The sequence below is a fragment of the Methanoregula sp. genome, from assembly GCF_049686655.1.
Taxonomy (GTDB): Archaea; Halobacteriota; Methanomicrobia; order Methanomicrobiales; family Methanospirillaceae; genus Methanoregula.
Map to the genome: position 1 here is coordinate 51,823 of NZ_JBAVIG010000079.1, position 26,544 is coordinate 78,366.

General features: G+C 55.1%; 25 protein-coding genes and 1 tRNA gene. 12 read left to right on the forward strand and 14 right to left on the reverse strand.

Features of this window, described 5'->3' with window-relative positions:
* Positions 1-70 precede the first annotated feature (70 nt).
* Positions 71-144: transfer RNA gene (locus WBL42_RS11860), tRNA-Lys, on the forward strand.
* Between the two features lie 72 nt (positions 145-216).
* Here the strand turns inward: WBL42_RS11860 and WBL42_RS11865 are convergent.
* Positions 217-885 carry a flavodoxin family protein gene (locus tag WBL42_RS11865; RefSeq protein WP_424721494.1) on the reverse strand — a complete coding sequence of 223 codons (669 nt, stop codon included), beginning with the start codon at positions 883-885 and terminating at the stop codon, positions 217-219.
* 112 nt (positions 886-997) lie between these two features.
* Positions 998-1,378 (reverse strand): hypothetical protein, encoded by a 381-nt coding sequence (locus WBL42_RS11870; protein ID WP_424721496.1) that lies wholly within the window; start codon positions 1,376-1,378, stop codon positions 998-1,000.
* A gap of 50 nt (positions 1,379-1,428) precedes the next feature.
* Here WBL42_RS11870 and WBL42_RS11875 point away from each other — a divergent pair, with 50 nt between their 5' ends.
* From WBL42_RS11875 to WBL42_RS11885, 3 genes are all read left to right on the forward strand, one after another.
* Positions 1,429-1,677 (forward strand): hypothetical protein, encoded by a 249-nt coding sequence (locus tag WBL42_RS11875; RefSeq protein WP_424721497.1) that lies wholly within the window; start codon positions 1,429-1,431, stop codon positions 1,675-1,677.
* Between the two features lie 339 nt (positions 1,678-2,016).
* A complete protein-coding gene (gene rbr, locus WBL42_RS11880; protein WP_424721498.1) occupies positions 2,017-2,589 on the forward strand; it encodes a rubrerythrin in 573 nt (190 codons plus the stop codon).
* A gap of 264 nt (positions 2,590-2,853) precedes the next feature.
* On the forward strand, positions 2,854-8,052 hold the full coding sequence (locus WBL42_RS11885; RefSeq protein ID WP_424721500.1) for a PAS domain S-box protein: 5,199 nt from the start codon (positions 2,854-2,856) through the stop codon (positions 8,050-8,052).
* Between the two features lie 121 nt (positions 8,053-8,173).
* On the opposite strand, the gene WBL42_RS11890 is transcribed toward WBL42_RS11885, so the two are convergent.
* Complete coding sequence (locus WBL42_RS11890) at positions 8,174-8,377, reverse strand: hypothetical protein (RefSeq protein WP_424721501.1); 204 nt, start codon at positions 8,375-8,377, stop codon at positions 8,174-8,176.
* An 80-nt stretch (positions 8,378-8,457) separates the two neighbouring features.
* Positions 8,458-8,790, reverse strand: a complete 333-nt coding sequence (locus WBL42_RS11895) for an AN1-type zinc finger domain-containing protein (protein WP_424721502.1) — start codon at positions 8,788-8,790, stop codon at positions 8,458-8,460.
* A 391-nt stretch (positions 8,791-9,181) separates the two neighbouring features.
* On the opposite strand from WBL42_RS11895, the gene WBL42_RS11900 reads away from it, so the two are divergent.
* Positions 9,182-10,714 carry a beta-ribofuranosylaminobenzene 5'-phosphate synthase gene (locus WBL42_RS11900; RefSeq protein ID WP_424721503.1) on the forward strand — a complete coding sequence of 511 codons (1,533 nt, stop codon included), beginning with the start codon at positions 9,182-9,184 and terminating at the stop codon, positions 10,712-10,714.
* A 138-nt stretch (positions 10,715-10,852) separates the two neighbouring features.
* On the forward strand, positions 10,853-11,236 hold the full coding sequence (locus WBL42_RS11905; RefSeq protein ID WP_424721504.1) for a type II toxin-antitoxin system PemK/MazF family toxin: 384 nt from the start codon (positions 10,853-10,855) through the stop codon (positions 11,234-11,236).
* 6 nt (positions 11,237-11,242) lie between these two features.
* Here WBL42_RS11905 and WBL42_RS11910 read toward each other — a convergent pair whose 3' ends face one another.
* The 4 genes from WBL42_RS11910 to WBL42_RS11925 form a co-directional block, all read right to left on the reverse strand.
* A complete protein-coding gene (locus WBL42_RS11910; protein ID WP_424721505.1) occupies positions 11,243-12,721 on the reverse strand; it encodes a PAS domain S-box protein in 1,479 nt (492 codons plus the stop codon).
* A gap of 6 nt (positions 12,722-12,727) precedes the next feature.
* Entirely contained in the window at positions 12,728-13,327 is a 600-nt protein-coding gene (locus WBL42_RS11915) for a chemotaxis protein CheC (protein WP_424721506.1), read from the reverse strand.
* A complete protein-coding gene (locus tag WBL42_RS11920; protein WP_424721507.1) occupies positions 13,327-13,695 on the reverse strand; it encodes a response regulator in 369 nt (122 codons plus the stop codon). The genes WBL42_RS11915 and WBL42_RS11920 overlap by 1 nt, the downstream gene beginning before the upstream one ends.
* 219 nt (positions 13,696-13,914) lie before the next feature.
* The gene (locus tag WBL42_RS11925) at positions 13,915-14,805 is read right to left on the reverse strand and encodes an ATP-binding cassette domain-containing protein (protein ID WP_424721508.1); all 891 of its coding nucleotides are present in this window, start codon (positions 14,803-14,805) and stop codon (positions 13,915-13,917) included.
* Between the two features lie 209 nt (positions 14,806-15,014).
* Here WBL42_RS11925 and WBL42_RS11930 point away from each other — a divergent pair, with 209 nt between their 5' ends.
* A complete protein-coding gene (locus WBL42_RS11930; protein WP_424721509.1) occupies positions 15,015-16,823 on the forward strand; it encodes an ABC transporter permease in 1,809 nt (602 codons plus the stop codon).
* Positions 16,820-17,899 carry an ABC transporter permease gene (locus WBL42_RS11935; protein WP_424721510.1) on the forward strand — a complete coding sequence of 360 codons (1,080 nt, stop codon included), beginning with the start codon at positions 16,820-16,822 and terminating at the stop codon, positions 17,897-17,899. Before WBL42_RS11930 ends, WBL42_RS11935 begins: the two co-directional genes overlap by 4 nt.
* Before the next feature lie 72 nt (positions 17,900-17,971).
* Here WBL42_RS11935 and WBL42_RS11940 read toward each other — a convergent pair whose 3' ends face one another.
* On the reverse strand, positions 17,972-18,448 hold the full coding sequence (locus WBL42_RS11940) for a hypothetical protein (protein ID WP_424721511.1): 477 nt from the start codon (positions 18,446-18,448) through the stop codon (positions 17,972-17,974).
* 188 nt (positions 18,449-18,636) lie between these two features.
* On the opposite strand from WBL42_RS11940, the gene WBL42_RS11945 reads away from it, so the two are divergent.
* Entirely contained in the window at positions 18,637-19,245 is a 609-nt protein-coding gene (locus WBL42_RS11945; protein ID WP_424721512.1) for an RDD family protein, read from the forward strand.
* 143 nt (positions 19,246-19,388) lie between these two features.
* Here WBL42_RS11945 and WBL42_RS11950 read toward each other — a convergent pair whose 3' ends face one another.
* From WBL42_RS11950 to WBL42_RS11965, 4 genes are all read right to left on the reverse strand, one after another.
* Positions 19,389-19,643 (reverse strand): SemiSWEET family sugar transporter, encoded by a 255-nt coding sequence (locus WBL42_RS11950; RefSeq protein WP_424721513.1) that lies wholly within the window; start codon positions 19,641-19,643, stop codon positions 19,389-19,391.
* A 78-nt stretch (positions 19,644-19,721) separates the two neighbouring features.
* The gene (locus tag WBL42_RS11955) at positions 19,722-20,129 is read right to left on the reverse strand and encodes a YybH family protein (protein WP_424721514.1); all 408 of its coding nucleotides are present in this window, start codon (positions 20,127-20,129) and stop codon (positions 19,722-19,724) included.
* Between the two features lie 79 nt (positions 20,130-20,208).
* Positions 20,209-20,805, reverse strand: coding sequence for an NAD(P)H-dependent oxidoreductase (locus WBL42_RS11960; protein WP_424721515.1), 597 nt, complete (start codon positions 20,803-20,805; stop codon positions 20,209-20,211).
* Between the two features lie 15 nt (positions 20,806-20,820).
* Positions 20,821-21,627 carry a class I SAM-dependent methyltransferase gene (locus tag WBL42_RS11965; protein ID WP_424721516.1) on the reverse strand — a complete coding sequence of 269 codons (807 nt, stop codon included), beginning with the start codon at positions 21,625-21,627 and terminating at the stop codon, positions 20,821-20,823.
* Positions 21,628-21,939: 312 nt separating this feature from the next.
* Between WBL42_RS11965 and WBL42_RS11970 the strand changes: the two genes are divergently transcribed.
* Complete coding sequence (locus WBL42_RS11970; protein WP_424721517.1) at positions 21,940-23,175, forward strand: tyrosine-type recombinase/integrase; 1,236 nt, start codon at positions 21,940-21,942, stop codon at positions 23,173-23,175.
* Here the strand turns inward: WBL42_RS11970 and WBL42_RS11975 are convergent.
* Positions 23,166-23,864 (reverse strand): hypothetical protein, encoded by a 699-nt coding sequence (locus WBL42_RS11975; protein ID WP_424721518.1) that lies wholly within the window; start codon positions 23,862-23,864, stop codon positions 23,166-23,168. The genes WBL42_RS11970 and WBL42_RS11975 overlap by 10 nt on opposite strands.
* A gap of 74 nt (positions 23,865-23,938) precedes the next feature.
* Between WBL42_RS11975 and WBL42_RS11980 the strand changes: the two genes are divergently transcribed.
* Positions 23,939-24,184 (forward strand): type II toxin-antitoxin system CcdA family antitoxin, encoded by a 246-nt coding sequence (locus WBL42_RS11980; RefSeq protein ID WP_424721519.1) that lies wholly within the window; start codon positions 23,939-23,941, stop codon positions 24,182-24,184.
* Positions 24,185-24,362: 178 nt separating this feature from the next.
* Positions 24,363-26,141: a DNA primase family protein gene (locus WBL42_RS11985; RefSeq protein WP_424721520.1), complete on the forward strand. Its 1,779-nt coding sequence runs from the start codon at positions 24,363-24,365 to the stop codon at positions 26,139-26,141.
* The last annotated feature ends 403 nt before the right edge of the window (positions 26,142-26,544 follow it).

A 26,544-nucleotide genomic window follows, 5' to 3' on the forward strand; every position in this document is an offset into this window, starting at 1 on the left:
CGGGAACATGCAGGATCGCCAAAACCTTTATTCGGCATTATCGACCACATTATTAGGCCTAACAAGGCTTGGGTCTGTAGCTTAGTTCGGCATAGCGGCGGACTCTTAATCCGCAGGTCAAGGGTTCAAATCCCTTCAGGCCCGTTTTTCTTATTTCCGAAGAATGGAGCGAAGCGAAAATCCGGGGGTGAGAAGAAGCCTTCTGGCTTCTTCGTTTCACCCGATCCAGCCCATCCGTACCCAGCGCTTGTAATCCTCAGGGCGGAAGTCCCGGTTCTCCTCAACCATGGCCCGGAAAAACTCACGGTTGCCGGCAATCTCTTCTTCCTGCACGGGATCGGAGAAGCCGCTCGCGATCGCCCCGGCAAGGTTCTTCCCGAGAGCCCGGGCGGAATCCTCCGCGACATCTACGGCCTCCGGATTCCCTCCCGTCGCTACACTGAGTCCTCCCACCGTGATAACGCCAAGATAGTTCAGGACATGGTTCAGGTACACGATTACCTCGTCGCCGCCGGACGTGTGCGTGGTCGCGACTGAACAGCCGTATTTCCCGGCCAGCACCTGGTAATGGATTGCATCGGCGAGCCGGTCGAAGAAGAGCTTCATCTGGCCTGATACATTGTCGATATAGACCGGCGATGCAAAAATTATCCCGTCCGCCTCCTTCATCCTGGCCACGATGGCCGGGACATCATCCTCATACACGCAGATCCCGTTGAACGAGCAGCCTTCACAGGCCGTGCAGGGTGAGACCCGGAAGTCGCAGAGATCGATCATTTCCGTTTCTGCACCGGCTTCTGCTGCACCTTCGAGTACGAAGTTCGTGAGTATTCGCGTTGTGCTCCGGATCGTCCGGGGGCTCCCGTGGATGGCGAGGATCTTCATGTGTGTAGCTCCTGGATCAGTGGTTGGGCGGCGCGGATTATAGGATTTGGGAAAAGTTCATGGAAAATGTTCCGGTTTTTACCCGTTACGACGCGATCGTCGAGGATAAGAATTACCACAGACCAGTACCCTTGCAGGGAAGGGGAGAATATCCCGTACTATCCAGGTTATTTTCAAAGATCTCCCCGTTTTCCGGTTCATTCCAGTACCATTTTCTCCTGCGACTGGTACCCTGTAAAATTTCGGCCACAGCAGCCTCCGGGCAGCTCCTCACGACCGGAACTGGCTGCAGGTTGTCCTTTTTTTGCGCATTTTCAAAGCCCGCTAAAATGCACGGTTTTTTCCTCGTTAAATCAGGTATTTTTACAAAACAGCGATTTAAAAAAGGAATTTTGCCGGGCGTTGGCACCATTTCCACTGGCGAAAATTTCCGGATATTCCAGCCATATGTATCTCCGTCGGAGAACGAACTCCGGGAGGGATGATCTCCCACAGGGTATCCGGAAGGGGAGTCACGCAAGTCCTCAACAGGTATCACCGGGCGTGGGGGTTCGTGTAATCGTCCGGTCCCCACCATCCGATCTCGCCAATCGAGAGATCGTAGACGAGCAGCTGGCGCCAGGCCCGCTCGTGCCGGGTGCGGCGCCAGAGCTCGCGGGGGATGAATGGCGGGAACGGGAGTTCGCGGAGTCCCCGGATCTCTTCCGGGAAGAGCTGGTTGCAGAAGGCATCGGGATCGATCCGGTGCCTGGGTCTGCCTCACCTTTACGAGCCGGATCGATTGCAGTTTGAAGATCTGGAAATCAAATGCGAGGTCCGGATAGAGATTATCGGACCAGCGGTATTCCCCTGCGTTCAGCAAAATCTTTTCGCTTCCGCAATTGCCGCCTCCGGTTTTTTTCCGCGGGTCAAACAGGTCCACACTCTCCGGGTTTTTTTGCGCACGGGAACATGCCGTATACCGGATAATCTGGTTACCCCTGAAAATCTTGTGGTCGTGTCCGCCTCTTTTAACAAAGAGGGGCTATAAGAGTCTGGCAAAAACCGGGAAAAATCCGGTCGGGGAATTTTTCTGTTCCTGATCGCCAGTCAGGTTCATTATGGGAGACACCCAACGGGAGGATGATACTTATGGATCTCAAAGGCAGCACAACCGAGAAGAACCTGCTTGCCGCATTTGCCGGCGAGTCCCAGGCAAGGAACCGGTACAGCTTCTTTGCGAGCGCAGCAAAGAAAGAGGGATACGAGCAGATCAGTGCGATCTTTTTGCAGACAGCAGAGGAAGAGAAGGAGCATGCAAAGATCTTCTTCAAACAGCTCAAAGGCGGTGACGCGGAGATCACCGCCACGTATCCCGCCGGGATCATCGGGAGCACAAAGGAGAACCTCGCAGCTGCTGCCGCGGGAGAGATGATGGAGTGGGGAACTCTCTATCCCGGTTTTGCGGCAACTGCTGATAACGAGGGGTTCAAAGAGATCGCCACCCTGTTCCGGCAGGTCTCCCGGGTCGAACAGAACCACGAAAGCAGGTATAAAAAACTCCTCGCCAGTGTGGAGAAAGGCAAAATCTTCAAAACAGACATGCCGGTAACATGGTACTGCCGGAACTGCGGGTTCGTCCACGAGGGCAAGATCGCACCTGCCACCTGCCCGGTCTGCAGCCATCCGCGGGCTTATTTCGAGATCGCCGCGGAAAACTTCTAAAATAAGCCGTCACCTTTTTTCGTACACATCAGACACGTGAAGATCATACCACGGAATGGACGGCAGGAGGGATGTCGGGCCCGGAGCCCGGACTTCACTGCCGGCGATAACGGTCATTTTTGTAAAAAAGCTGACAGGATGCCGGGCCGGTAACCGCGGGTCCGATCAGGTCAGTGAACGGTATCCGCCCTGCGCAACATTCATTAGTATTTCAGGACAATTGCCTGTCACCCATTCTTATCCTACCCTGCACAGGTCCACGCTATGTTCTCCCTCCTCTATGTAGACGATGAGCCGGGGCTGCTCGATATCGGCCAGCTGTTCCTCGAGAATACCGGAGAATTCACCGTCAGGACCGTCCAGTCAGGGAAAGAAGCGCTTGACCTGCTCAGCCATAACAACTTCGATGCCGTAATATCCGATTACCAGATGCCGGAGATGGACGGGCTTGAGCTCCTGAAACGCGTAAGAAAGACATACGGGACACTCCCGTTCGTCCTCTTCACCGGGAGGGGACGCGAAGAGATCATCATCGAAGCGATTAATAACGGCGTGGACTCGTACCTGCAGAAAGGTGGGGACCCGCAGACGCAGTTCGCAGAACTGGCCCACAGGATTCGCCAGGCCATACGGAGGAGAAGGGCAGAGATCGCCCTTTCGGATTCGGAGCGCCGGTTCAAAGATATCATCAACTTCCTCCCGGATGCCACATTTGCAATCGATACGGAAGGGCATGTAATCGCATGGAACCGGGCCATCGAGGATATGACCGGGATTCCTGCCAGCGCGATGCTCGGGAAAGGCGATTACGAGTACGCGGCCGCATTCTATGGTTCACGCAGGCCAGCCCTCATCGATCTTGTCTTTGAACCGGATGAGAAGATCGTAGAATATTATGTCAATATCCGGCGGGATGGCAATACCATTTCCGCGGAGACCAGCCTTCCCCGCCCAAAAGGCAGGCGTATCGATGCCCTGGCGAAGGCAAGTCCCCTGTATAACCGGGACGGGGAGATCACCGGGGCAATTGAATCGATCCGGGATATTTCGGACAGAATACGATCCGAAGAGGAGCTCCGGGCAGCAAACGAGCACCTTGCCACGTCCGGTGAGGAACTCCAGGCCCAGTACAACGAGCTTGCAGAGAGCGAGAGACGGATCCGGGAGAGCGAGTCCCGCCTCGGTTACATGATCGGCTTCTATGAGCGTGCCCGGAAACGGGAGCGGGAACTTCTCGATTATGCAGTTGAGGGTGCCGGGATCGTTACCGGCAGCCCGCTTGGGTACCTGGCATTCCTCAACGAGGACGAGAGCGAGATGTCGATGTATGCCTGGTCGAAGGCTGCAATGACCGAGTGCACAATGCGGGAGAAGCCCCTCGTGTACAGGACCGAGAAGACCGGTCTCTGGGGCGAGGCCGTCCGCCAGCGCCGGCCGGTTATTACCAACAACTACGATGCTCCTGACCCGGCGAAGAAGGGATATCCCGAAGGCCACCCGCGTATCGTCCGGCACATGAACGTCCCGGTCATTGAAGACGGACACATTGTACTCGTTGCAGGCGTAGCCAACAAGCCATCCGATTATACGGACCATGATGCCCACGAGCTTGTCCTGCTGATGCAGGGGCTCTGGTCGATCATCAAGCGGAAACGCGCTGAAGAGACGCAACAAGAGAGCGAGGCCCGGTACCGGAGCCTTGTCGAACACGCACCAGCCGGCATGCACTTCTACGAGCTGAAACCGGATGGGACACTTGTCTTTACCGGGGCAAACCCGGGCGCAGACCGTATACTGGGTATCGATCACAGCCTGTTTTTCGGAAAGCCGATAGAGGATGTATTCCCTGGTCTCACCGGTACTGATGTACCAGAGCATTTTCGCAGGGTTGCCGCAGAGGGGGGGATCTGGCAGACTGAGCAGCTGAACTATGATAGCGGGGCGATACACGGTGCGTATGCAGTCACTGCATTCCAGATATCCGCAGGTTCCATGGTCACCATGTTCACGGATATTACCGAACGCAGGCGCACGGAGACGCAGCTACGGGCAGCGTACGAGCAGATTACTGCCTCAGAGGAGGAACTGAGGGAGCAGTACAACGAGTTGTCATCGGCCCAGGGAGAGCTCCGGAACCGCAAGCAGCAGATGGAGGAGATTGCAGCCACGGTACCGGGCGTTATCTTCCAGTTCTATGCCCGGCCCGATGGCAGCATGGGCGTCTATTACGTAAGTGGCAGGGCTGTCGAAATCCTTGGCATCGACAAAAATACCGGCGAGTTCTTCCCGGCATTTGTCGAAGGGGTGCATCCTGAAGACAGGACCCGGCTCATAAACTCTGTCAACTACGCGGTGAAAACGTCAGCTCCATGGGAGTTCGAGGGCCGGTTTATCAAGCCGTCCGGCGAAACGATCTGGTTCCTGAGTGTATCAAGCCCGGTCAGGCACGGGGACGAACTGCTCTTCTCCGGTGTCATCCAGGATATTACCAGCCAGAAACAGGCGGACCTGGCCCTCAGGGAGGAGAGGAACTTCACCGATGCAATCCTTGACAGCATCCCCGGCCTCTTCTACCTGTATAACGATGAGGGGCGCCTCATCCGGTGGAACAGGAACCACGAAACGGTAACCGGTTATTCTGCGGATGAGCTCAAGGGAATGCACGTGCTGGACTGGTACAAGGGTGACGAACACGATACGGCCGTGATAAAAGCGGGTGTAGATAAGGCACTCAGGGAGGGTTTTGCCAGCGCCGAAGCAAACCTGACTACCAAAAGCGGGAAGAAAATCCCCTTCTACTTTACCGCAGTTATGCTCGAAACCGGCGGGAGGAAATACTTCACCGGGATCGGCATCGATCTCACCGGCCGGAAAAAGGCAGAGGCCGAGCTGAGCAGCCACCAGCAGCAGATGGCAGAGATTGCAGCCACGGTACCGGGTGTTGTCTTCCAGTTCTATGCCAGGCCCGACGGCAGCACCGGAATTTATTACGTGAGTACCCGTTCGGAGGAGATCTTCGGTTTCGACAACTCCACTACGGACTACTTCCGGTGGTTTACGGATCATCTCCACCCTGACGACAAGGCCCGGTTTCTGGCGTCAGTACAGGATGCTGTACGGACAGGAAAGAGGTGGGTGTTCGAGGGCCGGTTTACCAGGCCATCCGGTGAGACCATCTGGTTCCGGGGGATCTCGAGCCCGGTCATTCATGGAGATGAACTGGTGTACTCCGGCGTCCTGCTGGATATCACGGAGCAGAAACAGACCGAGGAGATCCTCCGCGAGAGCGAGGAGAAGTACCGGTCCCTGATCGAGACGACCAACACCGGTTACGTGATCCTCGATGATGCCGGAAAAGTACTTGATGCAAACCCCGAATATGTCCGTCTCACGGGTCACCGTGACCTGAGCGAAATTGCCGGCCACAGTGTTGTTGAATGGACTGCTGAGTACGAGCAGGAGAAGAATGCTGCAGCAGTCAGGCAGTGCGTTCATGACGGGTTCATCCGGAACTTCGAGATCGATTATACTGATTCAGTGGGACATATCACGCCCGTGGAGATCAATGCAACCGTTGTGCACGAGGAAGGGAAGAGCCGCATCATCACCCTGTGCCGTGAGATCACAGACCGGAAGCGGGCCGAAAAAGCCCTTGCGGAGAGCGAGCGGAAATACCGGCTGCTGGCCGAGAATTCTCCCGATATGATCTACTTCATCGATGCCCGGGGATACGTCAAGTACGTCAATGGATATGCGGCGCTGAACATGCGGGCGAGACCCGGCGAGCTTGTCGGGAAACACCTGACCGATCTCTTCAGTCCAGGTAATGCGCAGCGCCACGTTGAAGCGATCCAGAGAGTCGTCACCAGCCGCCAGTCCTCCCAGCAGGAGATGTACGAGGTCCTGCCTGCCGGGGGAACCTGGCTCGAGGTCCGCCTCTCTCCGTTGATCGACGAGAAGGGGGCGGTTATCGGGGTGCTCGGGCTCTCCCATGATATTTCCGACAGGAAAAATGCCGAGGAGGCGCTGGCCCGGCTCAGCCGTACCGACCGGGAAGCGCTGGATGTGGCCCGTATGGGGCATTTCGAGTTTGACGTAGCCACCCGGGCCTTCATCTTTAACAACCAGTATTTTGCGCTGATCGGCACCACTGCAGAAAAGGCAGGTGGGTACCGCATGACGGCAGCACAGTTTTCGGAGCAGTTCGTTCACCCTGAAAACGTGCATCTTGTCCAGGAATCCATAGAGGCGGGGATCAAGACCACAGATCCCCGGTTCGAGAGACGATTCGAGTCCCGGATTATCCGGCCGGACGGTACCACCATGTGGGTGGAAGTCTGGTTCCGGATCGAGAAGGATCCTGCCGGGAAAACAGTCAGGTTCTACGGGGTCAATCAGGATATCACCGAGCGGAAGCACGCGGAGAACGCACTGCATGAATCGGAGATGAAATACCGGATGCTCGTCGATAGCAGCAACGACATCATCTACTCCCTGCAGACCGATGGCACCATCACCTTCGTCTCTCCCAGCTGGACGGTGCTGCTCGGGCATCCCGCGGAAAAGGTTGTCGGAAGATCCTTCCACCAGTTTATCCATCCGGATGATATCCCTGCCTGCGACGCGTTCCTTGCAACCGTGGTGAAGACCCGGGAGCGCAAGACCGGAATCGTATACCGGGTAATCCATGCCGATGGATCGATCCATATCCACACTTCGAACGTTTCCCCGGTCATGGATGAAAAGGGTACAGTTGTCTCCTACATAGGGAACGCACGTGACATCACGGACATGAAACGGTCCGAGAACGCAATCCGTGAGAGCAACCGGAAACTCAACCTCCTCAACAGCATCACCCGGCACGATCTCGCAAACCAGCTGACCGTAGTACAGGGCTACACCCAGCTGGCGATGATCAGGAAACCGGATCCGGTCATCGCGGAGTTCCTTGCCAAGATCGATCAGGCAGCAGAGGTGATGGCGCGGCAGATCGAGTTTACCCGTAACTACCAGGATCTTGGAGTCCAGGCCCCGGCATGGCACAAAGTCACCGATATTGTAATGGCGGCAAAACCGCAGAACATCGCACTTACCTGTGCCTGCGATAACTGCGAAGTGTTTGCCGATCCGATGATCGACAAGGTCTTCTTCAACCTGTTCGACAACGCGATCCGGCACGGGGGGAAGGTCTCGGCGATCACCGTGCAGTGCGGGGTGTCCTCAGACGAACTGGTGATCACGGTCGAGGACAACGGCATAGGTGTACCTCTTGACGAAAAACAGAAGATCTTCGAGAAAGGCTATGGCAAGCACACGGGATTCGGCCTCTTCCTGGTACGGGAGATCCTTGCGATCACCGGCATCTTCATCCACGAAACGGGAGCCCACGGCAGGGGGGCCCGGTTTGAGATTGCAATCCCGAAAGGGGCGTACCGGAGAGTGAAAAAGGAACGGGGTGGATAGTCACCGGGACCGGTTTTTTGGACAGGGACATAAACACTGGTGCCGGAAGTGAATACCCTTGTCCGGGAGGTTGTGCAATGCCGATACCGGCATCACCGCAAGTTCCCGGGAAAACCGGAAATTATTTCTTTTTTTCCGGGGACGCATTCCCCTTTGCGTCGTCATGGATGAGTTTGCATTTGTTTACGCATTCCCAGTTCTCAGGGTGGAATTTGCCGTCCTGGCCCTGTTTCATGACAGCGTTGTGACGCTCCCCGCAGACCAGGCATTCCATAAGTCCGGTCTTCTCATCCAGCATTTTTGTCACATGCTCTTTCTTGTGCATACGTTCCTGTTTCAGTGGCAGGACTGATAAAAGAATGGAATGAAGCACGGGTAGCCGGAAGTGCAGGCAGGATGGGGTCTTCACCCGAACCGGTACCCGATCATCACCAGCAATGCCAGCCCGAGCAGGATCAGGGCAACGATTCCGGCCATGATCTTCAGCCAGGGCAGCCCTTCAGCCCGGGTCTTCTTTGCATTCCTGCGCGGGTCAGGGATGAACCCTCCCCCGGTCACGGTCACGCCGCCCTTGCCATAGTTCAGGCTGACTGAGGGCCGCGGCTTTGCATTCCAGCTGCTAATGTTGACGCAGTTGTGATTGGGTGGCAGCCGGTGCTCCTCGCAGAATTTTCCCCCGCAGTGCTGGCAGGTAAACGGCAGAGCAGTCTCTTTGCCGCAGTGATCGCAACGGCTCATTATTTTTTTATGGGCCGTCCGTGCATAAAGCGTTCTGCTTCCCGGCACGGGAGTACGAAAGAAACTGCAGGTTTGAGGCATGATCCTCAATACGGGGCTCCGGTCAAAACCTGCCTGTTATATCCCATGGAAAAACAGGGGTGATTTAAAGGCCGCTATTTTGCAGGTGTAAAAGATGTTTTACTGTCATATTTTTGAAAAATGGACACAAATATCGGAATTCTCCATGGGCGTGGACACGATTCCCGCTCCAGCCGGAAATGACCTTGCTCCTTTTGGCAAACAGAGCCCGTACAGGGCTTATCCAAGTACTAGTCCAGATACAGGGGATCAGGAGCTGGCGGAGCGGTGCACCGGCACCCTTATCAGATCCTGAGGTGACGTTGATGGGATGGATATCGCACAGGCCATACGGGAGATCGAGTCGCAGGTAGGCCGGATCTCGCCCGTGCAGAAATTTCTCCTGGGAACGGACGGATCGGTCACCCAGCTGCTCGAATCGGTCACCGGAAAAAAAGTGGTCATCAGGACACTCGTCCAGAAAATTGTACCAGCGGGCCGGGAGACTGCGGACAACCTGAGCATTGCAGAAGGCGACCCGGTCAACTACCGGATCGTGGAAATCCGGACCGGGGATACCGGGGACGTGCTGATCTACGCGATCTCCCACACGCCGCTCTCGCGCCTCTCGCCGGAATTCCGGGACGACCTGATGAAAGCCGACATCCCCATCGGCAGGATCATCCAGCAGCATCATATCGAGGCGCGGCGGCAGCTCCTCAATGCCCGGGTCCTGCCGGCAACGGAGGAGACCGGGCGGATCTTCTCGATCGCACGGAACGAACCGGTCCTCAGCCGGCAGTACCAGATCATCCACTCGGGAAAACCGCTCATCTTCATCGAGGAACAGTTCCCCTACAACCGCTTCCTCGACACCCGCCGGGTTATTGTCAGCACTCCCTCGCGGATCCATGTTACGCTTATCGACATGAACGGTGGATCGGGACGGGTTGACGGCGGTATCGGTATCTCCCTCGACGAGCCCGGTATCCTGCTGGAGGCGGAGCTGAGCCCGGTACTGCAGGTCAGCGGCGGGGATGCAGCAACCCGTGAGCGGGTCGGGCAGCTGGCTGCGGGTGTACTCCAGAAAATCGGCGCTGGCGGAAGCGTGGCGATCACGGTCCGGAGCAGTTACCCCGCCCACGTGGGCCTTGGCAGCGGGTCACAGCTCTCGCTTGCCGTGGCCCGGGCGATCAGCGAGCTGCATGGGCGCCACCTGCCGGTCAGGGAACTCGCCCGGCTCGTAGGACGGGGCGGAACCTCGGGTATCGGTACGGCTGCCTTCGAGTATGGCGGGTTCATTATCGACGGCGGGCACCGGTTTGGGGAGGGCGGGGAGAAGACAGATTTCCGCCCGTCGTCCGCATCGCGCGACGTCAGTCCGCCACCGGTGATCTCCCGCCACGATTTCCCGGAAGACTGGCGCATCCTGCTTGCCATCCCCGATCTGCCACCAGGTGCAAGCGGAGGTACCGAGACCGACATTTTCCGGAACCACTGCCCGGTCCCGCTCTCCGAGGTACGGGAGCTCTGCCACGAAGTCCTGATGCGAATGCTGCCGGGGATTGCCGGGCGGGATCTCGAGCTGTTCGGCTCATCAGTAAATGCCGTTCAGGGCCTCGGGTTCAAGAAAGTCGAGCTTGGCCTCCAGCCTGCACCGGTTACCGGGCTTCTCGACAGGTTGCGGGAATCCGGCGCAGCAGGTGCAGGCCTGAGTTCGTTTGGTCCGGCGGTTTATGCGGTAGGAGATACCGGCATGACCGGGATAGAGCGGGCTGCACAGGAGTTCATGCAGGAGACTGGCGGGGGAACCACCATCCTCACCGGGGCGAGGAACAGCGGGGCCCGGGTCAGGACTGAATGAACTCGTAGTCTGTGCAGCCGAAACGGTGCTCGTTCTTGACGTGGGACTGGTTCAAAGCATGGTGCAGCACTTGTGAGAGGGACGAAAAGGGGGACTCACGATCAAATCCCTTATTTCTGCCGGCACCGAGTTGTATGCATGGGGCAGTACGTTCGGGGCGATGTAGTTCTCGCTTCCTTGTCCATTGACGGGAAAAGCCCGGCAAAGACCCGGCCCGCGATCATAGTCCGGGCCGGCATTACCGGTGAAGTCCAGGTCTGCCCGGTGAGCAGCAGGCCCCCGACCGATGCCCTGTGCATCCCAATCTCCCTTGACGATTTTGCTGAGGGAGGCCTTGACCTGTTCGGGGAGAGTTACGTGATGGTCTCCCGGGTCCGGATGCTGCGGAGCGGGGATGTAATCGGGAAAAAAGGGCGGCTCACGAGGGAATCCTTTGAGGAGATTGAATCGCATATACCGGGATCCGCATCAAAAGCCCGCTCCCGGGAGAACGTCCATGGCGGCCGGGAGCGGTCCGGCTGATATTTTTTAAGAGAGCGACCTGAAAGCTGACCGTGGGATCGCGATCTCAAACCGTGCACCCTGCCCGGGTTTGCCGGTCTCGCGGATCGAGATCCCTGTCATCGAAAGGATCTCCCGGGAGAGGTACAGCCCAAAACCGGTATTATCGAAATATTCCCGCTTGAAGATCTGTTCCTTGACTCCCGCCGGTACCCCCACCCCGTCATCTTCGCAGATGAGAACGCACCGGCCCGGTTTGTCTTCGAGCCTGAAGCGTACGGTGGTCAGGATCTCACCGTGCCTGACCGCGTTCTCCACAAGATTATAGAACACCCGCTGCAGCAGGGGATCGGCAAATATCTCGATCTGAGGGAGATCGATCTCGAGCGCCACCTGTTTTATGTCGAGGGTATCGATCGCTTCCCGGATCGTGGAGGGCAGGTTCTGCCATGCAGGAGATTTCACCCCGATATCCTGGTACGACCGGGTGAACTCGATCTGTTTCCCGATATTCTCCGCTGCCTGCTCCTCCTTCCGGATATATTCGATAAACAACGGTTCCTTTGCACATTCCTTTGAGAGCTCGAGATAGGCCCGAAGTCCCATGAGCTGGTTAAGGATGTCGTGCCGGGTAATCGAGTTGAGCAGGTTCAGTTTCTTGTTTGCCTGCTGGAGCACTTCTTCCATACGCTTGGTCTCCGTTATGTTCCGGGCTATGGAGGAGGCCCCGGTAACCCCTCCTTCTATGCCCCGGATAGGAGAGACCGTAAGGGAGATATCGAGTATCCTGCCGTCTTTTGTCTTCCGCCGGGTCTGGTAATGGCTGATGGATTCCCCTTTCCTGATCCGGGCCAGGACTACCGGGAGGTCGTCGCTGCGATCGGGAGGGAGAAGGATTGCGAGGGATTTTCCAAGGACTTCCCCTGCCGCATACCCGTACAGCCGTTCGGCACCGGGGTTCCAGCTCGTGATGATACCATCGAGCGTCTTCCCCACGATCGCATCATCGGATGATTCCACGATAGCTGCGAGCCGCAGGGCCTGTTCTTCGGCTTTCTTCCTCTCTTCAAGCTCGCACTCGGCCACATTCTTCATCTCCCGGAATGCCCTTACCTGCCGTGAGAGATCGGTGATATCCTCGATCACGATCATGGCGAGGAATCCGTCTCCCGCGACAACCGGCACAACCGTGGTACTCTGGACACGCAGCTCCCCCGTCTGGAGTGCGGCAGGGATGAAATGCGGGTGGAAATGGGATGAGAAGATCACCGCCGGCCCACCGGAGAAGACCTGCGCGATCCTGGTCAGGTACAGCGGTTTGTCCAGGTGAGGGAACCGCTCCCGCAGGTTCAGGCCCACCATGGATCTCTTCGGGATGCCGGTCCAGTCAGCAATGCAGTCGTTCCAGGAGAGGATCGTATAATCCTGTCGGATCACGATGATCCCGACTGGCAGCATATCGTAAGGAGTCCAGTCCTCTCCAAATATCACCCTGTCGGGCATCATTCCACCTTAGTGATCCATTCCACGGATGCTGGTGAGCAGGGCATCCATCGATCCCATCTCAAGAATCAGCAGGATGTTTCCGTTAATGGGTGTTTTCTCAATCCGGAAATGCGCATTGGCGATCACGACCCTGTCGTCCACCTGGGTATGCAGGGATCTGGCGAGCGAGCTGATCCCAAGCTCCTGGTAGTTCGGCAGCGAGTAGCTGAGGTGCTGCCGGAGTACGTTGGCAATCGATCCCATCACCGCGTTTATGATGATATTTCCCACTTCCTTAAGGGTCTCGATCCGGATCGCGTCGAGCTCTCCGGACCCTTCGTTCTCCTGAGTCATCAGCATCACGAGGTGGGCAGCACTCTCCGGGGGAAAGACGAGTGCGGCAATGCCCGAAACAGGGCCGCGGAAATTGAGTGATACCGTGGATAACGCAGCATCCTTTTCTTTTCCGGTCTCTTTGGAAAAGTGCGCATACTCGACGATCTGTATCGAAGGAACCGTGAGGGTGATGGCACAGCCGGTGATATCGTTGAGCATCCCGGCAGCCCGGCCAACGCCGATGTTGATCAGCTCCCGGATCGCGTCCACATCCCCGGCATCAGGTTCCATCAGGGATGTTCACCCGATAGTGCATGTGTAACCGCAGAGAGGATGATCTCCTTTTTCACCGGCTTGTTCACTACTCCCGATGCACCGAGGGCCAGGCACTGTTCGCGGGTAGTATCCTGGATATCGGATGTCAGCACGAGAATCGGGATCCCCAGATCGTGTGACCTGGCTTCCCTGAGAAGGTAGAACCCATCGAAATCCGGCATCAGGAGATCCGTGATCAGGAGATCCGGAGCCTCTTTTTGTGCAAGTGAGAGTGCATCCCTGCCGTTCTCTGCAATGGACAGGTCGTACCCTGCCTCTTCAAGTATCCCGGTAACAATCCTGCGCTGGAATGATGAATCGTCAATAACAAGAATCCTGGTCATACAATCACATCCCGCCTGCTGCCATCAAGTCCTGCCGGGCACTGCAACAAACTCTTTGGAAATATGTCCGTATGGGTAAAAAAAAGTATTGTATTCCCCGGATTTCTATTTAAACGGATTTTATAACCAGATGCAAACGAACGGTTCACCGGCCCTGCCAGGAAAGGCTGCGGGAGTTGTGCAAGGAAATAGGGAAGGACGGGAAACCGTGGCGTCAGCTCATTTCCCGATCTTGAGGAGCATCTCTTCAAGGGAGGGATAACGGGACTCGATCTTCTCAACTCTTCCACCGGCCCCGGTTATGGTGGCAGTGCACTCGTTGAGTTCCTTCATGTCCTCCGCTTCGCAGACAAAGAACCCCTCCTCCTGCCGGTACGGCTTGGAATGCCCGATCAGTTTTCCCGGGTCATCAATCGTGAAGAAGACCGTGTACGTGAGCGTGCCGAACTGATCCCGGAGCTCGTGCATGGAGCCGAATGCAACCATCTTCCCGCGCCTGAGGATCATTACCTTGTCGCAGATCGCCTCCACCTGGTAGAGATTGTGCGCCGAGAGCACTATCGTCTTACCATCGGATTTGAGCCTGCGCAGGTAATCCGCGATGAACCGTGAAGTCATCGGGTCGAGCCCGCTCGTTGCCTCGTCATAGACAAGGAACCCCGGATCGTGGATCAGCGACCGGGCGATCGCCGTCTTCCGCTTCATACCCTTGCTGAACTCCCCAATCTTCTTACCGTCCGGTTCGAGCGAGAGGGCGGCAAAGAGCTGGGTGGACCGGACCCGGATCTCCTGCGGGGAGAGCCCGTAGATCTCCCCGAAGAACTCCAGGTAGTTCCCGGCTGTCATCGTCTCGTAGAGCCGGGATTCCTCCGGGAGGTACCCGAGGTTCTCCTTGAGGGCAAGGGGGTTTTTCACCACGTCGATGTCGTTGATATAAAGCTCTCCCGAGGTCGGGGCAATAAGGCCGGAGACGATCTTGAGGAGCGTGGTCTTTCCCGCACCGTTGTGGCCGATGATCCCAAAAATCTCGCCGTCATCGAACTCAAAACTGACATCATCAAGTGCCAGGAAACCGTCGAAGTCCTTTGTCAGGCTGCGGGCCGTTATCATGGAGGGATGCCTTCTTTAGTCAGACTTGTTGTGGGGTGCTGATATAAGTTGGGATGAAGAGACCCCGGGAGCTGCCGGGTTTACCGATGGGTATTTTACGGATACCCCATACTACTCTGTACTCAGGACGATCCCGGGTGCCGTACCGCCATTTCCGGCGGAGGCATGCAGGGAAATGATCCGGGCCGGCCTGATCTGCGGGCGAACACATGGGAACGCTTACTGACATCCGGACTATCGCGCGATGGGAGGTTAAAAAGTCCCTCACCATGATGAGACGGGACATGCTGCCGCTTGCGATCGTTCTCTTTGTCCTGCTCGTGGCGGTAACCGGGTTCTCTGCCCGGAGCGGGCTGCACCTGCAGGACGGCATGTACAGGATCGGGGTCGATGACCCTCAGGTGGCGCAGCTGCTGGAAGGAGATGCCCGGTTCACGGTCTACCAGCTCGACCCGCCCACCCTGTCCGCGAACCGTAATGCCTTTGACATCGTTGTTTCCGGGGGAATCGTGTATCCCGGTACGAGCGAACGGGCCGGCGCCGCGGAGATCGCCCTGGAGCGGGATTATGCAAAATATGTCAACAGCGTCTATGACAACGAGACGGATCTCTTTGCTGCGTACCCGCTCTGGATCGATACGCAATCTGTAAAAAGCGAGCTCGACTTCCTCTCCACCCGGGGCGGCCAGTACGTCAGCGCGGCCCCGAACCGGGGCTCACCGGTGCCACAGGGCGAGGTGAAGGAGATCCCAACTCCGTCCGCGACTCTTGCCGTCTCCGAAGATACGCTCCGGTCGCAGCTGGTCCAGTCCAATGCAAAGAACACCCAGATATCACGGTACACGGATGTACTCTCTACCACAGGCAGCACGATGGGGAACTTCGAGACACCCTCCCAGCTCTCGCCGCCCCTGCCCTTTGACTCGATCATCCTCGTCTTCGTCTTCATCTTCCCGCTCTATTTCACCTCACAGTTCTTCATGATGAGCATCATGGGCGAGCGGATAGAGCGCAAAGGAGAGATCCTCCTCTCCACTCCTGTAAAAGCCTCATCTATAATCATCGGCAAGATGCTGCCGTACTTCATGGGGATGCTTGCAATATGTACCGGGCTTACGCTCTATCTCAAAGCCCCGCTACTCATCATCCTCCCCCTCATCCCGGTCATTGTATTCTTCCTTGCGAACGCACTTCTTATCGGGATGCTCTCCCGGAGTTTCAAGGAACTCTCGTTCATCTCCATATTCTTCTCAACGGTGGCAACCTCGTACCTCTTCTTCCCGAGCATCTTTGCCAATGTCCACGTGATCAGTCTCATCTCGCCCCTGACGCTCATCGTCCTCACCATGCAGGGAACTGCCTGGACCCTGACCGATTACCTGTACTCGACTTCGCTTTTCTGGCTGACCGCCGCGTTCCTCTTCTACATAGCCGCGAAGAACTTCAAGGAGGAGCGCCTCTTCTCGGAGAAGAACCTGGTAACCCGCATGCGGGAGTTCCTCTCGGAGATCCTGCCGCAGAAACACCCCTTCATCTCGCTCTTCCTGCTCGCCGGGTGCTCCATCCCGTTCGTCTTCATGATCCAGATGATGTGCCTTGTGCTTTTCTTCAACCTCCCTATGCCGTACTCGCTTATCGGCCTCCTCCTCCTCGCGGCACTGATCGAGGAGATCGCAAAAGGTGTCGGGATTTACACGATCTTTGTCCGCAACCCGTCGTTCCTCTCCGGCAGGAACCTGGTCTTTGCCTGCGGGGCAACTGCACTTGGGTTCCTGGTAGGCGAGAAACTGCTCCTTTTTGTCACCCTTGCACAGATCTCGGACTCGGTCTTTGGCAGCATCCTCTTCCTCTCGCTCGGATCGCTCTGGCTCCCCCTCCTCCTCCATTTTGCCGGTGTACTCATCGTGGCCCTCTGCCTGAAGAAATGGGGGAGAGCGGGATTTGCCCCCGGTCTTGCCATCGCAATGGTCGTGCACTGTCTCTATAACCTCTATTTTATCCTGGGGTGGATCGGATGAAGGCCCGGAACCTCTCCATCATAGCAAAGAAGGAGTTCCAGGGGCTCTTCAACGAGCGGACGATCCTCCTTGCCGTGCTCCTCCAGCTCTTCATCGCCCTCTTCTCGTCCTTCCTCATGGTCGGGCTCACCTCAATGTACGATCCTTCCTCCCTTTCCCAGTACTCACACTTCCGGTACAGTGTCGGGTACGCAGGAAATGATTCGGAGATGCTCAATTACCTCCAGGACAGCCGGGATTTCCGGGTGTTCAAAATGAACCTTTCGACAGCAGTCGCAGCTCTTGGGGAGCGTAAACTTGCGGCCGTGATCTACGTGCCGGATACCGCGCCGGACGCACAGGGACCGGTCAAGATCACGCTCTATACACTGGAGAACGATCTCCAGAGCGCGATCGTTGATGTCAAGCTCAAGGACATTTTCCTCCAGTATGAAACGTACCTGCGGCAGGTCAGGACCGTCAGGATCACCGAGCAGCCCCTGCCCCTCCAGCTCCCGCCGTCAAACAGTGGTGATGACTTCTATGAGTTCGTGTACGGGCTGCTGATCCCGCTGCTCGTCTTCATGCCGGCCATCATCTCATCGGCACTCATTATCGACATGATCACCGAAGAGTACCAGCATGATACGCTGGAGACCCTGATCTCGACACCGGTCGCGTTCACCGAGATGGTCTGGGGAAAGGTGCTGGCCTGCGAGATCCTCGTACCGGTCCAGGCCGGGGCATGGCTGATCCTCCTGATGATCAACGGTATCGCGATCGATAATGCGCCCCTCATCCTGCTGCAGGTTGTGGTCAGCTCTCTCATCCTGATCCTTCTTGGGGCCCTGACCGCGCTGCACTACCGGGAGCGGACTGCTGCACAGTTCATCTTCTCAACGGCACTCGTGGTCGTGATCCTGTTCGCCCTTTCCCTACCGGCCAACCCGATGAACCAACTGACCAGACTTGCCGTGGGGACCGCTGGCCCGGAGCAGTGGGCTGTCCTTGCTGCGACAATCGCGATCATTGTGGTACTGGCGTATGCAACGCAAAGGTATGCAGAACGGATCAGCCGCAAGAGCCATTCCGGGTAAGGCAGGACTTCTCAGGAAAGACAGGGACGGGTGCGGTTCTGGCCAGGGCGGACAAAAAAGGGGGAGAATATATCAGAGATTGGTGATCATCGGCTGGTCGAGCACTTTATAGGTCCTGCCGGCGGTAGTCACGAAGACTTCGACCCGGTCACTGCCCCGGGTGCCCTGTATGACCAGTTCGTCGCCCCGTCGGGGTTGTCTCGTACCGTCATCCATATACTGCTGGACAACCGTCCCGTCTGACAGGGTGGCTTTCATGAGGATATTCTGCACAAAACCCTCGCCCTTGCCACCATTATAGAGGAGATGAAGGGTATAATCCGGCCGCTCCTTGGTCAGTTCGAGATCTACGTACTGTTCTGCCGGCAGGGTTTCCACGGCGACCGGAGTCGCAACCGCCGCAGGGATAGGTGTTGACGGAGTGGCCGGGACAGGTGCAGCGGTCGTCCCGACCGGTGGAAACCCGGCCTGGGTCGGACTAGTGCAGCCGGCAGAGAGCGCACACGCTCCGAGGAAAAGGAGGGTCGCAAGAATTACGATGCATTTCATGCAGATTTCTTTGTAATCTATTGATATTACTGATTTGTGCTCATATATTGGCGCCACAATGTCCCCCGGGCATGATACCGGCTTTGCGTACGAACGCACCGGACGGCAAAAAACAGGAAAATGCCGGAAGAGAACAGTTAAATTAAAAAGGACACCCGGATTAACTTTACATATCAGGAGTTCAACGAATGTTCTGTCCTAAATGTGGAAAAGAGACTGATGCCTCCGGAAAATTCTGCCAGTGGTGCGGGACGGATATAGAATCTATCCAGCAACGACCCGTCGCCACTCCTGAAGAGGACGAGGGGCCCGATGTCGGGGTTTATGCAGGTCTGGGCAGGCGGCTTATTGCATTCATCGTCGATTTTATCCTAGTACTGATCGCCGGGGGGATCGCGATTGCCTTCTTCTCCCTCTCGAACGGTCTGAAATATGCCTACTTCATGACGGTCAGCGGTGTCAGTTACCATGACCTGACCGAGGCGGGGACCCTTGATGCTGCGCTCGGCCCGATCGTTGCGGCATTCGGTATACTCTTCATTGTCGTTCCCTGGCTGTACTTTGCCGGGTTTGAATCCTCCCGCAGCCAGGCAACTCCCGGCAAAGTGCTCATGAGCCTCGTTGTCACGGATCTCGAGGGCAACAAGCCATCCTTTGCACGGACAACGCTGCGGTTCTTCGGGAAGTATATTTCCACCCTGATCATATTCATCGGGTTCCTCATGATCGGGTTCACGAAAAAGCACCAGGGGCTCCACGACAGGATCGCGGGATGCCTTGTGCTCCTTCAGGACTGAACAGAACACCATTTTTTTCTTTTGTTTTCCCGGCCGCAATCCTGTGCTGATCCAAAACAGATTGCGCGGCAGGTTACTCGAGCTCACCATGGATTCCGGGCAATTCCTGATCCGAAGCACGGGGCCGGTTCCCAAAAAAATGATCAGCGGTAACGGACCTTCATGAAGAGCAGTACGAGGATCAGGACAAACGTGATCACATTGGCTGCGATGATGGGAAGGGAGCCGGTCCAGAGACCGTACAGGGTCCAGAGGAGAATACCTATGCCGAAGAGTACGAGCATGGCAAGCGAGAGGTCCCGTGTCTCCCGCATCTTCCAGGCCTTGATCACCTGCGGGACAAACGAGACCGTGGTGAGCGTCCCGGCAATGTAGCCGACAAGTACGATGGTATCCATGAATGTCTCCTATTTTATTATCGTCAGATAATTTAAACCAGGGGGATTTTTCCTGGGGGGCCGCTCCTTCCGGGCATCTCATCCGGTGAGGGGTTCAGGAGAGAACTGATCTGCGACCACGAGCCAGTCCTGCCCTCCCTTTACCAGGAAGAACATATCCCGGCCCCTCATGGTCTGCACCTGTCCGCCAAGAGAAAACGTTATAGAGAACAGGTATGTGGCGACTGCAGATCGTCCCCCGGTATAGATCTGGACCTTGTAATCGGTCTCTCTCCATTCATGGATCACCGCCGCTTCACAAAAGCTCCGCCACCCGGCCACATAGGCATCCCGGCCTTCAAGGCGCCCGGGCATTGTCGGTACAATAGCCACGGCATCGGGATGGATGTAGTTCCTTAATCCCGGCTCATCCCATGATTCTGTCCAGCACCGGTTCATGGACCGGAGAGTCTCTTCGATCAGGCATATCTGAGCTGAGGTGTCCATTTCCATCTCCACTTTAAGAGAACGGGCAGCGCAGGTAAAAAGAGGGGGGAGGCACAGGGTGAAAGTGAGTGCCTGCCTTTTAGTCCCGGGGGAATGTGCTAAGCACGAGCTGCTGTACTTCCTCCAGCCATGCAGTGCGCTGCTCTGCCGTGCTGGTTACGACAACGCCAAACATGCGACGGGAGCATACAGGTACTCCACAGAATGAGACGATACAGTCTTTCCATATCCGTTCGAGCGGGTCGCCGAAGACCTCCTGCTCCCTATCCCGGGGTGTGTTGGAGGTATTGAAGACTACCACGGCCTTCGCCCGGAGCAGACCGACGGGAATTCCTTCACCGTTATCAGTGCTTGCGAACTTGTATGCAATGCCCGGACGGAGGACCCGGTCGATCCATCCTTTCAGGATGGCGGGGGGCATCCCCCACCAGTCGGGGTGGACGATCACGATACCGTTCGCAACGGCGATCTCCGCACAATGCCTGGCAATCACCGGGGAGAGGGGGGCATCACGGGCGATCTCGTCAACGGGGAGCAGGGGATCGAACCCCTCTGCATACAGGTCATGGACGGTCACGCTGTGGCCGGCTTCGTGAAGGGTGGCAGCTGCCGTATCCGCTATCGCGTGGTTGAAACTTCCGGGACGCGGGTGGGCAAGGATGACGGAGATGTTCATGGGTTTCCCTGAAAACTATTTTCGTGCTGTCGCCTTGAAGAACGTATAACAGAAGACGCCGTCAGGTTCAGCGGTCCTGTACAGTGCAGCAATCCCCTGCTCCCATGCTTCCTGGCTCATCAGCCCCTGGTCCAGGACTTCCGTGCCGACACCTTCGACCATGGCGGTAAATGTCAGTTTCGTGAACCCTTCGACAAGGGCCGGCTTTGATGCATCTACGTAGACCATCCGGGGAGAGACCTGAACCCCGTTATATCCTGCTCCGGTGACAAGAGGATAGAGCTGCCGGCCGATCAGGGCATTGCCACCCATCTTCTGCTGGAGATCCACAAGGCACTGGACCGCCCGCCGGGCATCCCCGTTCTCCGGGTGGAAGTATGCAGACCCGTGATCCCCTTCGATCACGGTAAGCGTGCCGCCGTCTTTCAGGAGCGGGCGGAGCCGGCTGAGCGCCCGCTCCGGCTCTGCGAGATGTTCAAGCACGAAACAGACAAAGATATGGTCAAAAGTCCCCTTTTTGAAGGGGAGCCGGAAGATATCGCCCTGCCTGAACGTCACGTTCACAATCCCTTCCTCCCGGATTTTTTCTTCCGCATGCTTCAGGGAATCCTCCGATATATCAACTGACGTGATGAGGGCTCCTGGACTATTCCGGGCAAGGATCACGGTCTGGGCGCCGGTGCCGCAGCCGGCTTCGAGCACCCGTGAGCCCGGAAGATACCGGGTATCATGGTGGAGGAGATCCGTGAGTGTCTGCGCTTGGTCGGCAAGACGTTCCGACTCGCGTGAGGAATAGCCGTGAACATAGCTGTTATCTGCCATACGTTCTGGTCACCGTGTACTTGCATAACCGGAGTCGCGTGGGAGCCGGGGTTGTGTACATTTGTGTTGTTTATTGCACAAAAATGTACTGTGCGCTGGAATGCCGGAACCGGGCCCTGATCCGAAAGCGGTGGAAATACTGGTGCCAGGGAATGTCCCGGTATGCGGATCATAGATGGAACGAAATCTCCGATATTCTGGTTCACATCACCGGGAAAACAGGCTGAATAAGAAAAGGCCAGGGCCGCACTTATGAACCACTGGTTATAATCTCTGACAAAAGTATATAAAGAAACGAGCCTATTTTGATCTATGGCAGCTACCAACTCCATACAAGTTTCACGGTTCCACCCGGCAACCGCAACCCTGATCGCGTATTCAGGAAATGTGCTTACCAGGGGGATTGCTGAGGGAAGGATCACAGAAGATGATGCAAACCTCATCCGTGAGTTTATCGCAGAGATCAGCGCAACCCGGAATATCAGCTCAGGCAGAGCGTTTAAACTGCATTATACCCTTGTCAATCTCCGGGAATATCTCGGACCGTACCGGCAGAATACCGTAGCAGACATTTACACGGCAATAGATCGGGTAAGGAACGCAAAGAAGGAAAACGGTACACCGCGGTATAAGCAGAACTCGATCAGTGATTTTGTCCGGTTCCTGAAACGGTTCTATCTTTGGATGTGCGAGAACCATTACACAACCATTGAGGAGAAGAAGATCGAGAAGATCCGGCCCCCAGCATTTGACACAATGACAAAAACCCCGGAAATGCTTCTGACTGAGGAGGAGATCCGGGTAATGATAGAATCCTGCATGAACTCCAGGGACCGTGCCATTATAGCCACACTCTACGAAGGGGGATTCAGGATCGGGGAGATTGCCGCGCTCAAGTGGAAAGACGTAAACTTCACTGACTGGAACGCAACCATAACCACATCGTTCAAGACCGGGAAGAGTCGGACAGTGCCGTTAGTCATGGCGCGCTCATATCTTGCATCCTGGCGTAACGATTACCCCCTGACAGTATCTCCCGACTCCTTTGTATTCCTGACCAACAAGAAAGCCCCGCTAGGTTATGCAGGAATCGCAAAGCAGCTACGCGTCATTGCAACGAGGGCAGGAGTAACAAAGCACATCACCCCGCATATCTTCCGGCATACCCGCGCAACACACCTTATCCGCCAGGGATACGGGGAGGCCATTGTGAAGAAACTGCTTTGGGGCAACCTCAATAGTAAAATGTTCTCTACTTATCTTCACCTGGTTGATAGCGATGTGGAGAGGGTGATAGCTGAGAAGGCGGGAGTAGCCCCCCGGGTCCAACGCTCCAAAGCTCTGGAATCCCGGCAGTGTCCACGGTGCTATACGATCAACGGGCCGACAATTGGCATCTGCCGGACGTGTGGCTTTGAGCTTACAGAAGAAGCGATAAATAAGGTCAATCAGTCAAAGGAGCAGGCAGAACTACAGCCGGAATTTCAGGCAATTCTGGATAGGGTCAAAGGGGAACTATTGCAGATGCAGGCAAAAAATCAAGCATAAAAATTATTTCTTTCATTTTTTACTTTCTTCAGGTCTTCTAAGATGATAGATTTTTGAGCTGACTCAATGTCCTCCGTCCTCTTTTTCATTTCATCTGGGGTTAAATTCATAATTTCAGCTAAAATTTCATCTCTGCTTTTATTTTTCCTTCGTACTTTTCTTGCCTCAATTTCTTCATGTATTTGTTGAAGCGTCGACCCATATGTTTCAGTTAAATCATGTTCGGAGAGAATAGACTCAGCAATTACAAGTTTATTAGACAATTCATTGTTCGCTCTTTTCAGACGTAAATATTCTTTTTGAAGTCCGTAATACGTAAGAACAGGGGTTAATGCACTCCCATCAACCTTATAAAAAACTAGGTTTTTCTTTTTTTGTCTCAGTACCATACTGTTTCTTTCCAGCTCGTTCATGAATTGGGTCAGTCTTGATCGAGATATTGAAAATTGTTCTTTAATATACTCCAAGACTACTGTATACGGAACCCATCTCTCCGGAAATCCTTTTTCCTTTTCAATTATAAACTTCATTACAGCTTTTAACTGTTTTTTGCCTCTACCGGTCCTCGATTCAAGAAACAATTTCCATTTTTCTATTCTGATAGGCTTAGGTTGTAACATTAAAACTGACTGGTTTTTTCTTCCAAACTTAGGCTTACGTCCGACAGTCTTTCTCGTTGTTTCTAACATGATAACACATTTGAATTGTATTTATTGTCGTGATATTCCTCACTTGCTCATATACATAACTGTGGTGTGGAATCATGCCACGGGAAGTAAAAATGGTAACACTAACAATCAGATCCGACGGTGAGGAATTTATTCATACAAATGTGACTATTCCCCGTCACATCAGAGATCTTGCAAAGGAGCGGGGAATATCATTGTCAAAAGAATTGCGAACAGCACTTGAAAAGAAAATCAAAGAAGGCGATGCAGGAGCCAAGCAGCTACCAACAAACGAGGCCCCGGCATCCCTATCCAACACTGACAAGCAGGTGGACGTATGAGCTCTCTTTGTTCCGGTACATCAACGTTGCCACAACCCCGGATAATCCCTAATTTCACAATAGACCGGGAGACCCTGGAGCATCTGAAGAAAGCCAGCCCGCTTCATTACCTGATTGCTGTCGCATGTCTGAAAGATGGCAGATGGAGACTCATCGATAATTTTGAGGAGTAATTTCCATGAATGGATTGGTACCCCCCGGATCAGTTTCAGTACCTTCTCTTGCTGAGCTTGATCGAGATTGTGGCGAAGCCGTCGCAGACCCGGCCCGGTTGGGTGAGGCGATTGATCTCAAACAAGAGATCGAGTTTCGGGAGGCAGGTACAACCCGGGAAAAAGTGCGCGCAGATCAGTGGGAACAGTGGCGGGAGGAGATCATAGCCGGTCATCCCGCGATGATAGCCCGGGATGCAGAGAACCCACCACCGGCACCAATCGCCGAAGAGCCCGCGGAAGTGCCACAGAACGCACCAGTAGCCGTCCCTATCGCAGATCCTGTAACCCCAGAGGATCACTGGGATGATGAATCGGTCGAACCCGAACCGGGGATCTCAATAGACACCCCCGGATCACTCACCGAGCTCGGTAATAGCAGAATGTTTGTCAATCATTTCAAAGATCGATGTAAATTCTCATTCGATAGTAAACGCTGGTATGTGTGGGACAATGCGCAGCGATGGAAGCCTAACCAGGGGGGGAAGGTTACACGATGGGCAAAAAGTACCATTAAACGGCTCTATGCTTATGCCGGCAATGTGACTGACGATACATTGCGAGCCCGTGCCCTCAAACACGCTGAACGATCTCACACCCGGTATGGCGTCATAAACCTTCTCGACCTTGCCAAATCGGATCTTGAATGTTGTGAGCTTGATTTTGATCGTGACGGGTATCTCTTGAACCTGAAAAATTGCACCTACGACCTGTGCACAGGAGATGCCCGGGAACAATCGTCAGAAGATATGATCTCGAAATTGGCCGGTGTAAAATATGATCCTGATGCCAAGTGCCCACAATGGGAGGACCATATCTCAAAGGTGTTTGATAGTGACAAGACCCTGATTGATAACTTCCAAGAAATTTGCGGGTATATCCTTGCTGGTATTGGCAACCCCTCCGCAGCACTCTTTGTTCTGTATGGTCGAGGCCGAAACGGTAAGAGCGTGACTTTGAAAGTGCTTGTTTATATCCTCGGTGAGTATGCGGTCAATATTGCGTCCCAGAGCTTGCAGCCTATGAAACCCGGGCAGATCCGATCGGACCTGATGCCAACAAAAGGCGCACGGATGATTACTTGCACCGAGCCCGGGAAGGGAATGAAGATTGACGACGGGCTCATTAAATCCATGACAGGCGGTGACCAAATAACGGCCCGTTATCTATATGGGGATCCGGTAAGCTTCTCGATAAGTGGATGCCTATTCTTGGCAACCAACCACAAGCCGCGAATAGCCGACCAATCCACCGCAATGTGGGACCGTATCTGGATGATCCCATTCCGGCACTACTTCGACCCGACCTCCGCAGACAGCGACCCGGATATTGAAAAGAAACTGATCAAGGAAGCGTCAGGGATCTTGAACTGGTGTATAATCGGATGGAAACGATACCGGGATGTCGGGAAGCTGGTTAAGTGCAAGGCAATCAGCGATGAGACCGTGGAATACCAAAACTCTGAAGATTTCCTGCATGAGTTCCTGTACCAGAAAAACCCGGTGGGCGAGACGGTCTATAAGATCGAGCCGCACAATAAGACCCTCCAGATCAAAGCCTCTGATCTCTACGCAGCATACAAACAATGGTGCACAGTTGATGAATTCCGGCCAATGCCAAAAGAAGCGTTCGGGCGGGAGATAGGAAGCCGTTTTGAGATTCTACACACACGATCAGGGAATGTGTATTCGGGAATCAGCCTGTCAAAACGAGAAGTACAGACGGAAATGCCCGGGAGAGTGTGAAGGATGTGAAGGATAAACACGGAATTCACTATCTTCTTTTTACGCGCACGCGTATAGACAAAACCTGAAAATGGCGTTATGCCTTCACATCCTTCACAGCGGATCAGTTCCTAACATTCAGCAACCTGTACCTTCGCCGCTTGTATGCCGAGCAGCAAGATACGGTCAATAGTGATCCCCCTGTATCCCTCTCGATGATCAGGGAGCGCCACTCGTTTTCCAACAATCTTTATATAGTACCCTGCCCCGGTCTTGTCCTGTGCCATTACCCGGCCGTCGTAAGGCCAGGTTATCCGCACACAAACATTCATCAATGTTTTTTGAGTTCATTCTGAGAGTGAGATGCATCCCGTTTTTGGTAGGGCTGGATCCCAGGCAGCCGGGCTGGGCAATCACTGAAGAT

Bases quoted from the DNA above. Each gene is read 5' to 3' on its own strand.
- WBL42_RS11865 (WP_424721494.1), bottom strand. From the start codon at position 885: ATGAAGATCCTCGCCATCCACGGGAGCCCCCGGACGATCCGGAGCACA.
- rbr (WP_424721498.1), top strand. From the start codon at position 2,017: ATGGATCTCAAAGGCAGCACAACCGAGAAGAACCTGCTTGCCGCATTT.
- WBL42_RS11885 (WP_424721500.1), top strand. From the start codon at position 2,854: ATGTTCTCCCTCCTCTATGTAGACGATGAGCCGGGGCTGCTCGATATC.
- WBL42_RS11890 (WP_424721501.1), bottom strand. From the start codon at position 8,377: ATGCACAAGAAAGAGCATGTGACAAAAATGCTGGATGAGAAGACCGGA.
- WBL42_RS11895 (WP_424721502.1), bottom strand. From the start codon at position 8,790: ATGAGCCGTTGCGATCACTGCGGCAAAGAGACTGCTCTGCCGTTTACC.
- WBL42_RS11900 (WP_424721503.1), top strand. From the start codon at position 9,182: ATGGATATCGCACAGGCCATACGGGAGATCGAGTCGCAGGTAGGCCGG.
- WBL42_RS11905 (WP_424721504.1), top strand. From the start codon at position 10,853: ATGGGGCAGTACGTTCGGGGCGATGTAGTTCTCGCTTCCTTGTCCATT.
- WBL42_RS11910 (WP_424721505.1), bottom strand. From the start codon at position 12,721: ATGATGCCCGACAGGGTGATATTTGGAGAGGACTGGACTCCTTACGAT.
- WBL42_RS11915 (WP_424721506.1), bottom strand. From the start codon at position 13,327: ATGGAACCTGATGCCGGGGATGTGGACGCGATCCGGGAGCTGATCAAC.
- WBL42_RS11920 (WP_424721507.1), bottom strand. From the start codon at position 13,695: ATGACCAGGATTCTTGTTATTGACGATTCATCATTCCAGCGCAGGATT.
- WBL42_RS11925 (WP_424721508.1), bottom strand. From the start codon at position 14,805: ATGATAACGGCCCGCAGCCTGACAAAGGACTTCGACGGTTTCCTGGCA.
- WBL42_RS11930 (WP_424721509.1), top strand. From the start codon at position 15,015: ATGGGAACGCTTACTGACATCCGGACTATCGCGCGATGGGAGGTTAAA.
- WBL42_RS11935 (WP_424721510.1), top strand. From the start codon at position 16,820: ATGAAGGCCCGGAACCTCTCCATCATAGCAAAGAAGGAGTTCCAGGGG.
- WBL42_RS11940 (WP_424721511.1), bottom strand. From the start codon at position 18,448: ATGAAATGCATCGTAATTCTTGCGACCCTCCTTTTCCTCGGAGCGTGT.
- WBL42_RS11945 (WP_424721512.1), top strand. From the start codon at position 18,637: ATGTTCTGTCCTAAATGTGGAAAAGAGACTGATGCCTCCGGAAAATTC.
- WBL42_RS11950 (WP_424721513.1), bottom strand. From the start codon at position 19,643: ATGGATACCATCGTACTTGTCGGCTACATTGCCGGGACGCTCACCACG.
- WBL42_RS11955 (WP_424721514.1), bottom strand. From the start codon at position 20,129: ATGGACACCTCAGCTCAGATATGCCTGATCGAAGAGACTCTCCGGTCC.
- WBL42_RS11960 (WP_424721515.1), bottom strand. From the start codon at position 20,805: ATGAACATCTCCGTCATCCTTGCCCACCCGCGTCCCGGAAGTTTCAAC.
- WBL42_RS11965 (WP_424721516.1), bottom strand. From the start codon at position 21,627: ATGGCAGATAACAGCTATGTTCACGGCTATTCCTCACGCGAGTCGGAA.
- WBL42_RS11970 (WP_424721517.1), top strand. From the start codon at position 21,940: ATGGCAGCTACCAACTCCATACAAGTTTCACGGTTCCACCCGGCAACC.
- WBL42_RS11975 (WP_424721518.1), bottom strand. From the start codon at position 23,864: ATGTTAGAAACAACGAGAAAGACTGTCGGACGTAAGCCTAAGTTTGGA.
- WBL42_RS11980 (WP_424721519.1), top strand. From the start codon at position 23,939: ATGCCACGGGAAGTAAAAATGGTAACACTAACAATCAGATCCGACGGT.
- WBL42_RS11985 (WP_424721520.1), top strand. From the start codon at position 24,363: ATGAATGGATTGGTACCCCCCGGATCAGTTTCAGTACCTTCTCTTGCT.